The sequence below is a fragment of the Sunxiuqinia sp. A32 genome, assembly GCF_052690465.1.
This window is the reverse complement of sequence record NZ_JBQYLI010000009.1, coordinates 156,788-169,430: the sequence shown is the minus strand read 5'-3', so window position 1 is coordinate 169,430 and position 12,643 is coordinate 156,788. Positions and strand designations below refer to the sequence as shown.

Genomic DNA, 12,643 nt, shown 5'->3' with positions numbered 1-12,643 from the left:
GTTAGACTCCACTCCTTAATCACTTGTAATTAAAAGGCTTAGTTGGTTTAGGTTATGCTTTATGTGCTGTTCCTGGTATTGGAACAGGGAATTCCATATCTACTGGTCCAAATTTGATTTCTTTTGGTCCAAGGTCCATGTCTGATTTAAAAATTTCATCCCAGGTAATTTTTTTACCTGTATAAGCAGCTGTTCTTCCCATTATTGCAGTAAGGGTTGAAATAGCTGTTTGCTCAGCTTGGTTTACATATCCACCTGTCCTAATTGCGTGAACAAGGTGCATGTGCTCTTGCACATATGGCGGGATCTTTATCTTATTCATCGGTTGGCCGTTTTCATCTTTTGGATATTCAAACTTCCATTTGATGGAGCCATCATGATTGAAAATTGTATTTTGACAGTTCGTGTAACCTTCGGTTCCTACAATTAATTCGCCAGTACCGTTTGCACAGTTGTCTATTTGGCGACACATACTATGTGAGCACAAGCCATTGCCAAAGTCAAAATCAATACTGAAAAAGTCGTATTGGTCACCAGTCAGTCTTCGATGGCGACCGCCATAACCAACTGCACTTTCAGGGTGTTTGCCAACAAACCAGTTGACAACATCGATGTTGTGAACATGGGTATCCAGAATATGGTCGCCACAAAGCCAGCTGAAGTTATTCCAGTTACGAATCATGTAGGTCATATCATCCCAACCTTCTTCACGGGTACGAAACCAAACATGGTTTTGATTCCAGAACGCTTTTGCAGAAACAATTTCACCAATAGCTCCATTGGCTACTTGTTTATATGTTTCAATGTAATCTTCCTGGTGACGGCGTTGAGTGCCCGTAACTACATTCAAACCAATTGCTTCTGCTTTTTTTGCAGTCGCAATGACCGACCGAATTCCAACTGGGTCAACTGCCATTGGTTTTTCAAGGAATACATGTTTTTGTTGTTTAACGGCTTCTTTAAAGTGTTCCGGACGGAATTGAGGAGGTGTTGCCAATAAAACCACATCAACATCTTTAAGAGCCATTAGTTTTTTATAGCCATCGAAACCCACAAAGCAGTTTTCTTCTGGAATAGGTCTTTTATAACTTTCAAAACGTTTGCGACAAGCATCAATTTTATCCTGGAAAACGTCAGCTAATGCTACGATCTCAAGATCAGGGCCAGCACTTATAAAATTGATAGCGGCACCGGTTCCTCTGTTTCCAACACCGACTAAACCAGCACGAAGCTTTTTACCAGCAGGTGCTGCATTTAATACCGGAGGTAAACCTAAAGCTGAATTATCTAATTTCTTTTTACATGAAGATAAAACTGCTCCTGCTCCCAAAACTCCTATACCTGCCAATGCTGTAGATTCAAGGAATCTTCTTCTGTTGATATTTTTATCGTTATTAGCCATTTTTAACTTCTCCTATTATTGAGCTATTAAATCATCTGTTTCACAAACAACCCTAAATCCAATTTCTATCACGTCTGAATACCACCAGATTGATTTTGGCATTTGAGGGTCAGTCATTAACCAAGCTTTCTTTTTTGTATAATCGCGAGCGGCACTTCGTACGTCTTTTGCATCACTTTTAAGTGATCCGCCACGCACAACATGCTCGCGACCTTTTGCAGGACCTCCGGGGTTATCTGCAACTTTCCCCTGGTATTCCTGGTATGCATTCGGTGAATAGAAATCAAGACAAAATTCTGCCACATTTCCATGCATGTTTTTTAAACCAAATGGGTTTGCCTTAACTTCAATAGGCTCTTTTGTTTTTCCATCACTATTGAGTTCATAATTCACATATGAATTTATGTTGATGGTATCTGGTCCAAAAATCTTATTCATAAATCCTCTGGAAGAGTAATCTTTTGGACTTCCTTCAAAAGGATATGGAGTATTGGTGCCTCCGCGAGCTGCATATTCCCATTCTGCTTCTGTGGGTAAACGGTATTTTTTGCCAGTTACGCTTGAAAGCCATCTGCAGTATGTATTTGCAGCATGCCAACTCATGGTAATGGCTGGCCTTTCTCCTTTTCCCCATCCCTGGTCAGGTGCTCCCCATGGTGGGGTTGGCCCGGAAATACCATCAACTTCATCGTCTACAGTCGCTTCTTTTCTACCTTGCGAAGAGGTCGCTTTAAAGAATGCCAAGTATGCTTCCCAGGTAACTTCAACCTCTGCCATCCAGAAGTCCGATACTTTTACCTGGTGAACTGGTCCTTCATCTTTGTCGCGAAGTGGCTCGTTCTTTGGACTTCCCATTGCAAATTCACCACCAGGAATTGCAACCATCTTAAACGATACGCTGGTTCCTGGCAATTTCTCAGTGAAATTATTAAAAGAAGTAACTGGGGTGGCTGCTTCATAAATCTCCTCATTGGCAGCTGCCAATTTCCCAAAGTTCATATTGTGTTCATGCTTCGCATCCGGATCATAATGGCCAACATTCAAGTGGCAGTTGATACAGCGTAAATCTTGTTTGCTGGTTAGGTAATATAAATGAGCGTCGTCTCCTTCGGTTGAAAGGGTTGTGGGAAATAAGTTTTGATGACATTTTAAACAGGACTCTTTATATACAAAACCTTTTGCTTGTTCAAGTTTGCTTTTATCTTCCCAGTTAAAATCAGCACTGTCTTTAAATAGTTTTCCGTAAACGTCTTTAAAGCCGTGTTTGGCTTTTGCAGCAATGTGACCATGGCCTTTTGGAGGCAGGTGACATTCAACACAGTTTACAATGACCCCAGCGCTATTATTATAGTGAGTGGATAATTTCCAGCTTTGCTCTGCGTGTGGATGAATATGACATGACATGCAATATTCATTTGAGGAAGTATATTCAATTGCATGATTGCTTAAATTGATAAAAACAAAGCACCCAACGACTCCGACTCCGATAAGCCACAAATAAGCTTTTTTCCCTTTAAAAGGATTTTTAAGTTTAAGTTTCATCTCCGCCTACAACAAATATTAATTGGCAAATTAAGTTCCGTCAAATGTATGTAAAGGCAGTTAGCCAAGCTTTAATTGGCGCTTATGGGCAGGTTAATGAAGGGTTAATATGAGGGTTAATTTGATGAATTTGAAGAAAAATAAATATTTGCAAATTGCTTATATTTAGCAATATGCAAGGTTAAAAAATAATTAATTCAAAGAATGGAGTTTTTTTACGACTTGACTAAGTCATCAAAGGTTAATGCAAGCTTTTCATTGTATAATTCTTCGTATAAAGTGGCAAATTTTTCATAAGTAAACTTTGCGGTATTGATATTGTTTTGCGAAATCAGTACTTTAATCTTGTAAGATATTGCCTGATCATTGACAGGATCAGTAATCAAAATTCGATCGGACAATTTTAAAATAAGTTCGTGGTCTTCTTCGATATCAAGGTTATTGATAAACTTCATAATTACGTCCACAATGTTGTTTCCAATAAAACCTTTATAATCATCTAGCCAGTCGTGAGATTCTCCTTTAAAAACCTCTCCAGCTCTGATTATTTTATAGAAGTCAAGGTAGAAATCCGGATGAGCGTCTTTGTTCTCATTCAGTAACTTTAAACACTCAACATAGTCGCAATAAACATTTTTTGAGAATTGAATAGTCCAGCAATCAACATTGAAGATAATCTCAATGTTTTCAAATGATTCCAAAATAATTCTCAGTTTTCGAATGGTTACACCACGACTGTTTTTTGCATTTTGATATGACAAGTCCGGCCACAGAATATCAGATAATTCCCTGGTTGAAATACCTTTTTTGTTTCTTTGAGAATATACCAGAATTAGTAGAAAAAGTTGTTTCAGTTTCGGGGTGAATTGGTTGGTGATATCTTCACCGTTTTTATCAACGGCCTTAAAATCGCCAAACAACTGGATAAAATTCTTGTTAGGATAATCCGATGCAACGCTATTTTCCAGTTCCTTTAATTTTTCTTGAGAAATGATGCGCTTTTTGGTTCCTAAATTGAGGGGCAGTTTCCAATAAAGAAATAACAGGAAAGCCACGGATAGCGCAATGATTCCTATTCGACTAAATAGTGGATACTTTACAAAGATGTTTTTAGGTGGAATCAACTCAATAACATCACGACTAAGATTCCATATTTCTTCATCACTTAGTGTGCGAGACCAAATGGTGAGATTATCAATCGAACCAATCATTGCTGTTGATGGATTGTAGGCCAGCCCGATAAAAATATTCTCTCTTCCTTTGTAAGTTGGATGTCCCAATGAACGACTATCCAGTTTTCCATCCACAAAAATGGCCTGTTCTCCATTGAGTTTATTATATCTCCAAACAATGTAGTGCCAGCGATTTTCGTCAAGTTTTATTTTTCCTTGCAGATCGTTTGCAAAGAATCCAAAGTAGGGTTTCTGATCCCGTATGTTCAGGTGGATACCTTGTTGGTAACTACTGGAAGAAGTTCCAATAATACAATAGTCAGCTTTATCTTTAATGTACTTGTCGATTTTAACCCAAGCAGAGATGGTAAAGTCGTGGTCGCGAATTTTCAGATCTTCAGCTTTTGGAAGCATGATGTACCCTTTTCCATCAAAAGAAGCAACCATGTTTCTTTCCGGATCTGTATGGTATTGCATGCCAACTTCTTTGCCATTGAAATTATTTATGCTGTTGTCTTTCGCACCATTTTCGAAGTTGTAATAGGCTTCCAGATTTTCAGTTATCTCAAAAGGAGTAGCAATAAAATGCTGTGACTTATTTTGCTCTGGTTCCTCAAATGTAACGGACTCAGGTTTAAATCGGTATCCCGGACTTTGAGGAGCAAGCGTTATACTTTCTCCTGGGCCAACTGGAAAACAAAACTTTCCGCTGGTTAAGCTATTTGTTCCTTCCCAGCTTACATAGTTGAGGGTTTGAGAATTGAATGTCACCGTTCCTTTAATCGTAATAAAACTTCTAAGGGTATACAAAACATTCATTATCCAGTTTTGGTAGGAGTCAAGCATGATGAAATTGGGAGTTTTGCCTGTTTCCATCCAAACATTTTTTACATGCTCTATTAAGTAAGGATTTCTGGTGATGTCAAAAAACGTTTGATCTGGTCGATCTTGCTTGCGGGGAAAGTTATAGTCGTTATAGATTAGTAAACTGTTTTTTGGATCACCCTTTAGGAATTCTCCAATAAAATCAGGGGCTTCCATGATGGAGTAGTAGGGTTCCACCGCATGATCCCAAATATAGTGAAGCCAGTCAGGTGTGTTGCGATGTTCCTGCATGCCAAATATAACCAGCCTTTTGCCGGTGTCTACCATTTCTTTTAAACTTGGCCATCCCACCTTCGGATTGTGTTCGTATAGGTATGGGCTAATTCCGGATTCATCAATAAGTTGCCACAATTCGTTGACATTAACATTGAAATCAAGAAAGAGAGTTAGAATTTTATCTGGTTTATTTTCAAGATTACGCTTGATTTTGTTGAGTTCATCAATAAACGGGGTTGATCCACCATAAGCATTACGCAACATTAGTTTGTTCTGCTGTTTTTCCCATTCCAGGTAAAAACGAAAACCACCAATGTTTAAATCCAGAAGCTGTTGAACTGAGCGTCTCTCTTTTGTTGAAGCATCCGTTCCTGAATAGTTTGATATCACAAAAATACTTTCATCGTAGTGCTTTAACACCACATTTTCTGCAGTTTGAGCATATGATGAAAGGCTTATTAAAAAGCATAATCCCAGAATAATATATGTGTGTAACCGAATTTTCATATAAGGTATAACGGAAATTTTGCAAAAATCTTCCAACAAAGATAAAAAAAGCACGGATTAAGGCTCCTGACATTAATGTTAGAATTTAAAAAGCTGTTGGAGGAACTAAAATTCGCCAAGGGTATTGGACGGAAACAATTTTTTGTATTTTTGCGGCACAGGAATATTCCTTCCCAAATTTATGAGGCATTAGCTCAGTTGGTTTAGTCCGTCAGCTGACGGATGACAGGGTAGAAGTCACTTGATTGATAGTTTGGATCTAGTTGTTTTTTGAAATGAATTAAAATGAGAGGCATTAGCTCAGTTGGTTTAGAGCGCTACCTTGACAGGGTAGAAGTCACTGGTTCGAATCCAGTATGCCTCACGAGCATTTAACCCCTGTCATGTATACAACCTATGTCTTACATTCTAGAAAGCACAACAAGATATATGTTGGGTTTTCATCTGATGTAGAAAATCGGTTGAATTCTCATAATGATTCTCGAAATTCAGGTTGGACAAAGAGATATCAGCCTTGGGAGTTGATTTACCAAGAAAATTTTGAATCAAAAGGAGATGCAATTAAGCGAGAAAGAGAATTGAAAAGTTCTCGTGGTAGAGCTTTCATAAAAGAGAAATTGTTAAAAATATGAGTCATTATTTCTAGTTGGTATAGTCCGTCAGCTGACGGATGACAGGGTAGAAGTCACTGGTTCGAATCCAGTATGCCTCACTTCTTAGCTTCAAGCTTTTAGTTCCTAGCCGCAAGTTTAAAATCCAAAATTCAAATTGTTAAAATATAAGTCATTCTGAACTTGTTTCAGAATCTATGTAAATTCGATAAGGTGTTTAAAATTGTAGGGTATTCAGTTTACTTTTCTTTCACCAACGCCTTAGTTGAAAGCAAACCACATGCAGCATAAATATCTTGTCCGCGCGAAGCCCGAATGGTGGTGGTGATTCCTTTTCTCTCTAATCCTTCTTTAAATTGCACTAAGGTTTCTTCATCAGTACCTTTGAGTGGTGTGTTAGGGATCGGATGAAAACGGATCAGATTGATTCGGCATCTGATGCCATCGAGTAGGCGAGCCATTTCTTTTACATGCGCTGGAGTGTCGTTCAGCCCATGAAATACAATGTATTCAAATGAAACCCTTCGTTGGCGACCAAAATCCCAATTGCGAATCTCTTCCAATACTTCTTCCAGCGGGTAGGCAATTTCAACAGGCATTAGTTGTTGTCGTTCTTCGTGAAATGGAGTGTGGAGACTAATTGCCAGGTGAGCTTCGCTTTCATTTAAAAAGCGCACCAGCCCGGGAACAATTCCAATGGATGAAACGGTAATCCGGCGAGGACTCATTGCAAATCCCCATTCTGAAGTAAGAATTTCGGTGCTTTTCAGCACTTCATCCAGGTTGTCAAAGGGTTCTCCCATTCCCATGTAAACAATGTTGCTGACTTCCTGCCATTCAGGAATGTTGCGAATTTGGTTAACAATTTCACCTGCAGTTAGCTGGCCTTGAAAACCTTGTTTCCCAGTCATGCAAAAAAGGCAACCCATTTTACATCCTACCTGTGACGAAACGCAAACTGTTTTGCGTTCTTTGTCCGGAATCATGGCTGTTTCAATGAATTTATTTTCAGTGGTGGGGAATAAATATTTTTTTGTCCCGTCTTTACTCTCCTGCACATTGGTATGATTTATTAATCCAAAGCTGAACTTTTCAGAAAGGAGTTCACGGGCTTTCTTGGAGAGATTGGTCATTTCTTCAATAGAAGACACTTCTTTTTTATAGAGCCAATCCGTGAGTTGTTTGGCCGTAAATTTTGGTAACCCCATCTCCAAAACCAACTCCTGCAATTCGTTTAAAGTTTTTCCAAAAAGTGCTTCTTTCATGACCTTGTTTCTTTCCCGCAAAATTAGAAATAAATTTCGGCAATAATATTTTCGTATGGAATTCCCTTTTCGATCAACAAGTCGCGGACTTCAACAACCATTAGTGCCTTTCCGCATAAAAAATAATGATGGTTTTGTGAAAGGTCGCTAATTGACTTTAGATAATCGGTAACCCGTCCCGGGAATATATCACAGGATTGTTCTGTAGAACAACATCGTACATAGTTTTCACCCATCGCCCAGTCCAGCTCATCCTCAAAATAGAATTGATTGAGATGTCTTGCTCCATGAATTAGAATTTTATTCTCGGATAGACCGGATTGAAACATACTGTAGAATGGAGCAATACCAGTGCCTGTTGCAATCCAGTATGTTGGCTGATCAGTTCCAATAAAACCACCATAAGGTTTTGAAGCCAGGATTTCATCGCCTGGAATCATTGCAGCTAACAGAGGTGTGAGATAACCATCTTCCTTAATATTGAACAGAATGCGAATGTTTTCTTCATGATTTCCGCTACAGATACTATAAATACGTGGAGGTTGAGTATTATCAATAGCAATTTTCACAACTTGTCCCGGGATAAAATCATAATTTCTCTTAAATGATATGATGAAAACTCCCGGCGAAATTTCTTCATTATCAGTAATTGTTTGCTGGTAAAGTTGAATGTCTTTCTTTTGATATTCTTCAGCCTTGGGCATCTTTTTTGTTCTTTTGTTCACCCAATTAACGCAACCAATCACATTTAGTTTTCATCTGGAAAAGAAAAATCATGAAACAACTGCTTTTTCTAATAGTCGTATTGAGTTTGCTTTTAAATGCCTGTAATTGATAAAGATGAAACATTAGTTGTATTTCCAGATTCACTGGAATTGAAAATAAAAGAATTAAAACAGCAGGGAGATGATTTCTGTGATATTTGCCGTGTTGAAGTCATACAATTTGAAGGAGAAGAATATTACAGTTTATATTGTGACTTGTGGTCTTGTATTTATTGTCATGTGTACGACGAAGAAGGGAACGAAATAAGTTGGGAGCAGGAAACATGGGAAAGTTTTGTTGAGAATCACGAAGTGATTCAAACAGTTCCGATTTGCCAGGATTAATGCGCATTTCTGATTTCTAACAAATTAGATTCCAAGCATTCTTTTCGTTAATTTTGTTCACGATATTAATTGAAAGGCATAATCATGCGGTCTGTGGCAAAAATGATATTGAAAGTTTTAGGATGGATATTACTTCTTCCGGTGTATTTCTATAAATATGCAATTTCTCCGCTCACTCCTGCTTCTTGCCGTCATGTTCCAACATGTTCTCAATATGCAGTTGAAGCTGTAAAAACCCATGGTCCCTTTAAGGGGTTTTGGCTGGCAACCAAACGAATTTCAAAATGTCATCCCTGGGGAACACACGGATATGATCCTGTTCCACCCAAAAATCAAATCAAGGTTAAGAAGCTTAAACTTAAATAAACTTAAAAAGTTAACATTTGAAAATCTTTTTGGGAATGTTATTTGTATAAGTATTTATACTTATTAATCCCAAAAGTAATTTTGATATGGAATGGATAATCAGTGCAGTGGTCGTTTTAATGGCGGCTTTATTAAAAGGAATGACAGGTTTTGGTTTTGCGTTACTTGCTGTTCCGTTGTTATCACTAATTTTTCCGATACAGTCGCTAATTCCGGCAATGACAATCTTTAACCTTATAACGTCAGTTTACATTTTAACCAAGATCAAATTGAAGATCAAAGCGAAATATTTTCTTCCAATGCTGTTGGCAAGCTTAATTGGGATTCCTATTGGTGTTTATGTACTGACATATTTTCCTGAAAAAATGCTGGAACTGGCTGCCGGAATTTCCATTTTTTCTATTTCAATGGTATTCTTGTTGGGAGGAAACCATTTAGCTCCAGAAAAACGAAGAGAAAAACCGATTGTTTTCGCTGGATTTTTAAGTGGATTGTTGACTTCCAGCATGTCAATTGGTGGACCACCAATAGCTTTGGCGATGAACCGGAAAGGCTATTCCAAGGAATCATTTCGTAAAATATTTGCTTTAATAAGTGTAATCAATGCTGCAATAAGTTCAATTTTGTATGTGGTTAAAGGAATTTTTGTAGCCTTTTCTGTGAAATTTGCCATTGTATTACTTCCTGTAATTATAGTTGGCTCGAAAATTGGTAATGTGATGGCCACCAGGATTGATCAGTTATTATTTCGAAAAGTAATCCTATATTTAAATATGAGTTTGGGGTTATTTATCATCATAAGAACGATCGTTGGTCATTGATTTATAACTGGCATTTCAACAAAAAGTCGCTTTGATGGTTACTTCTGAGGTTATATTGAAGTTTAACTATCTTTGAAAAAAGTATCAGAATCGTATATGAGAAAATTATTAGCTATTGTTTTAATCTTCACCTTGGCTTGTACATCTCAAAAAAATGGGAGTAAGCCAATCCTGATGGTGAGTATTCGTCCGCAAAAACACTTTGTAGAAAAAATTGCTGGTGATTCTTTCCATATCGAAGTTATTATTCCCCCTGGAACAAGTCCTGCAACCTATTCATTATTGCCTTCGCAAATGAAGCAGCTGGCTGAAGCTAAAGCCTGGCTTCGGATTGGGCGAATTGGATTTGAAGAAGCCTGGCATGAAAAAATTGAGGATGGGAATCCAAACTTAAAGGTTTTTAATACATCTGAATCTGCGGACTGGATTGCTGCCCTTCGTGAGGAACATGGTGATCATGTTCATTTAGGTGGGATTGATCCGCATTTATGGATGTCTCCGGCGGAGGTTAAAAAAATTGCAGAACACACCGCTGATGCGTTGATCGAATTGCAACCTGAAAACAAAAATGTATTTCTTCAAAATTTAACTCAATTTAAAAAGGATATTGAGCAATTAGATGCTGATTTGAAAAGCAAGTTTGCGGGAGTGGAGAATCGAACGTTTCTTACATTTCATCCTGCATTAACTTATCTTGCACGAGATTATGGATTGGAGCAGATGGCTTTGGAAATTCAGGGGAAGGAACCTTCGCCAAGATATTTGAGTGAATTGGTTAAGCAATCGAGGGAAAAAAATATTCATGTTGTTTTTATACAAAAGGAGTTTGATCGTGAAAATGCCATGCAATTAGCGAGAGACATTGATGGGGAAGTTGTTCAAATAGATCCTTTAAATGAAGAATGGGAAGAGCAATTGTTAACGATCGCAGATAAAATTGTGGAAGCTTCAAAATGATTGATAAACTGGTTGAAATACAAAACTTAACTGTCCGGTTCGACAAAGAACTGGTCCTTGATAAGGCCAATCTGGATATAAATCGTCATGATTTTATGGGAATTATTGGCCCTAATGGAGGAGGAAAAACAACGCTTATAAAGGCACTTCTTGGTTTGGTAGAACCTGAATCGGGAGATATCACTTTCCACATCCCATCGAATAAGATAGGGTACCTGCCTCAAATCAACCAAATAGACAAACGATTTCCTATTAAAGTAATTGATGTTGTTCGTTCGGGGAAATCACACAATTCAAAAGGATGGTGGTTTCAAAAGGATCAGGCAGATAGTAAATTTGCAGAACAGTTACTGGAAGAAATGGGAATCCTGCATATTAGGAATAAAGCGATTGGCGAATTATCTGGTGGACAGATGCAACGGGTTTTTCTTTGTCGATCCTTGATGAATCAGCCAGAGCTTTTAGTTTTAGATGAACCGGATACTTTTGTAGATAACCAGTTTGAAAGCGAGCTTTATGAGAAACTCAGAGAACTAAATAAGCGAATGGCGATTTTACTGGTTTCGCACGATGTTGGAACGATTTCCTATTATGTGAAAACGATAGCATGTGTCAATCAGCAAGTGCATTATCACCCCAGCAATGTGATTAGTACCGAGCAACTGGCTTCTTATAATTGTCCTTTGCAAATAATAACTCACGGAGATATTCCTCATACCGTTTTAAGTACGCACGATCATCATGGGCACAATCATTGAATTATTTACATACGATTTTTTTGTTCACGCACTTTGGGCGTCACTTTTTGCAGCTGTTAGCTGTGGAATTATTGGAACCTATGTGGTAACTCGCCGGATAGTTTTCGTGAGTGGTGGAATTACTCACGCTTCGTTTGGTGGAATTGGAATTGGTTATTTCTTAGGTTTGAATCCGTTGTTGGGAGCGGCTGTTTTTGCAGTTTTATCCGGATGGGGAATTCAGCTTTTCACCCAAAAAGGCAAAGTTCGTGAAGATTCAAGTATTGCCATCTGGTGGTCGTTAGGAATGGCTATTGGTATTATTTTTATTTACCTGGCACCAGGCTATGCTCCAAATTTAATGAGCTACTTGTTCGGAAGTATACTGACTGTTTCTATTACTGAGTTGTGGTTAATGACCTTGCTCTCAGTAATTTTAATGGTTGTATTCCTGTTGTTTTACCGAACGATACTGTATGTTGCTTTTGATGAGGAGTTTGCAAAAACAACCGGACTGCCGGTAAATCTCATAAATTACCTCTTAATAAGCCTTATTGCAGTCACTATTGTTTTGAATATTCGAGTTGTTGGAATAATTCTTATTCTTTCGTTGCTAACCTTACCGCAGGCTACAGCAAACTTGTTTACTAAAGATTTTAAAACGATGATGCTGCTGTCTGTGGCCTTCGCATTTGCGGGTTCTTTTTCAGGCCTTCTTTTCTCGTTTTACATTGATATTCCTTCTGGTGCTTCAATTATTTTTACGCTGGTGGCTTTATTTGGATTGATGAAGATTTTCAAACTTGTAAAAACAAAACTCAATTTACAAGGTGGACGGTGAAAATGAAATATTAGTTTGTAAACATTGTGGAGGGTCCTACGAAAAAGATTTATTGCAACGGGACTGTGGAAATTGCTTTGCATGCACTGGTTGTGAAATTTATATTTGTCCAAATTGCAGAAAAGAGATTGTTGTGAAGCCAATTAAAAAGGTGGAAATTAAGAAGTAGCCTGATTATGGATCTAACATATTTGTATTATTGACAAAAAATT

12 protein-coding genes and 2 tRNA genes are annotated in these 12,643 nt (G+C 38.0%); 9 read left to right on the top strand and 5 right to left on the bottom strand.

Annotation, left to right across the window (positions count from 1 at the left end):
- Nucleotides 1-52 precede the first annotated feature (52 nt).
- The 3 genes from ACUNWD_RS11365 to ACUNWD_RS11355 form a co-directional block, all read right to left on the bottom strand.
- On the bottom strand, nucleotides 53-1,402 hold the full coding sequence (locus tag ACUNWD_RS11365) for a Gfo/Idh/MocA family protein (protein ID WP_445587925.1): 1,350 nt from the start codon (nucleotides 1,400-1,402) through the stop codon (nucleotides 53-55).
- Between the two features lie 15 nt (nucleotides 1,403-1,417).
- The gene (locus tag ACUNWD_RS11360; protein ID WP_445587924.1) at nucleotides 1,418-2,944 is read right to left on the bottom strand and encodes an SUMF1/EgtB/PvdO family nonheme iron enzyme; all 1,527 of its coding nucleotides are present in this window, start codon (nucleotides 2,942-2,944) and stop codon (nucleotides 1,418-1,420) included.
- A gap of 215 nt (nucleotides 2,945-3,159) precedes the next feature.
- On the bottom strand, nucleotides 3,160-5,724 hold the full coding sequence (locus ACUNWD_RS11355; RefSeq protein ID WP_445587923.1) for a LamG-like jellyroll fold domain-containing protein: 2,565 nt from the start codon (nucleotides 5,722-5,724) through the stop codon (nucleotides 3,160-3,162).
- 289 nt (nucleotides 5,725-6,013) lie between these two features.
- On the opposite strand from ACUNWD_RS11355, the gene ACUNWD_RS11350 reads away from it, so the two are divergent.
- The 3 genes from ACUNWD_RS11350 to ACUNWD_RS11340 all read left to right on the top strand — a co-directional run bounded on the left by ACUNWD_RS11350 (nucleotide 6,014) and on the right by ACUNWD_RS11340 (nucleotide 6,436).
- Nucleotides 6,014-6,088, top strand: a tRNA-Val gene (locus tag ACUNWD_RS11350).
- The gene (locus tag ACUNWD_RS11345; protein ID WP_445587922.1) at nucleotides 6,081-6,356 is read left to right on the top strand and encodes a GIY-YIG nuclease family protein; all 276 of its coding nucleotides are present in this window, start codon (nucleotides 6,081-6,083) and stop codon (nucleotides 6,354-6,356) included. Before ACUNWD_RS11350 ends, ACUNWD_RS11345 begins: the two co-directional genes overlap by 8 nt.
- Nucleotides 6,355-6,436, top strand: a tRNA-Ser gene (locus ACUNWD_RS11340). Before ACUNWD_RS11345 ends, ACUNWD_RS11340 begins: the two co-directional genes overlap by 2 nt.
- A gap of 138 nt (nucleotides 6,437-6,574) precedes the next feature.
- On the opposite strand, the gene rlmN is transcribed toward ACUNWD_RS11340, so the two are convergent.
- Together rlmN and ACUNWD_RS11330 are read right to left on the bottom strand one after the other, a co-directional pair.
- A complete protein-coding gene (rlmN, locus tag ACUNWD_RS11335; RefSeq protein ID WP_445587921.1) occupies nucleotides 6,575-7,600 on the bottom strand; it encodes a 23S rRNA (adenine(2503)-C(2))-methyltransferase RlmN in 1,026 nt (341 codons plus the stop codon).
- A 23-nt stretch (nucleotides 7,601-7,623) separates the two neighbouring features.
- Nucleotides 7,624-8,304, bottom strand: coding sequence for a ferredoxin--NADP reductase (locus ACUNWD_RS11330; RefSeq protein WP_445587920.1), 681 nt, complete (start codon nucleotides 8,302-8,304; stop codon nucleotides 7,624-7,626).
- Nucleotides 8,305-8,421: 117 nt separating this feature from the next.
- Here ACUNWD_RS11330 and ACUNWD_RS11325 point away from each other — a divergent pair, with 117 nt between their 5' ends.
- From ACUNWD_RS11325 to ACUNWD_RS11300, 6 genes are all read left to right on the top strand, one after another.
- The gene (locus ACUNWD_RS11325) at nucleotides 8,422-8,709 is read left to right on the top strand and encodes a hypothetical protein (RefSeq protein ID WP_445587919.1); all 288 of its coding nucleotides are present in this window, start codon (nucleotides 8,422-8,424) and stop codon (nucleotides 8,707-8,709) included.
- Between the two features lie 102 nt (nucleotides 8,710-8,811).
- Complete coding sequence (yidD, locus tag ACUNWD_RS11320) at nucleotides 8,812-9,075, top strand: membrane protein insertion efficiency factor YidD (RefSeq protein WP_445587953.1); 264 nt, start codon at nucleotides 8,812-8,814, stop codon at nucleotides 9,073-9,075.
- Nucleotides 9,076-9,161: 86 nt separating this feature from the next.
- Nucleotides 9,162-9,896, top strand: coding sequence for a sulfite exporter TauE/SafE family protein (locus tag ACUNWD_RS11315; RefSeq protein WP_445587918.1), 735 nt, complete (start codon nucleotides 9,162-9,164; stop codon nucleotides 9,894-9,896).
- A gap of 96 nt (nucleotides 9,897-9,992) precedes the next feature.
- Nucleotides 9,993-10,853: a metal ABC transporter solute-binding protein, Zn/Mn family gene (locus tag ACUNWD_RS11310; protein ID WP_445587917.1), complete on the top strand. Its 861-nt coding sequence runs from the start codon at nucleotides 9,993-9,995 to the stop codon at nucleotides 10,851-10,853.
- Nucleotides 10,850-11,611 carry a metal ABC transporter ATP-binding protein gene (locus tag ACUNWD_RS11305; RefSeq protein ID WP_445587916.1) on the top strand — a complete coding sequence of 254 codons (762 nt, stop codon included), beginning with the start codon at nucleotides 10,850-10,852 and terminating at the stop codon, nucleotides 11,609-11,611. The genes ACUNWD_RS11310 and ACUNWD_RS11305 overlap by 4 nt, the downstream gene beginning before the upstream one ends.
- Nucleotides 11,595-12,431: a metal ABC transporter permease gene (locus tag ACUNWD_RS11300; RefSeq protein WP_445587915.1), complete on the top strand. Its 837-nt coding sequence runs from the start codon at nucleotides 11,595-11,597 to the stop codon at nucleotides 12,429-12,431. The genes ACUNWD_RS11305 and ACUNWD_RS11300 overlap by 17 nt, the downstream gene beginning before the upstream one ends.
- The last annotated feature ends 212 nt before the right edge of the window (nucleotides 12,432-12,643 follow it).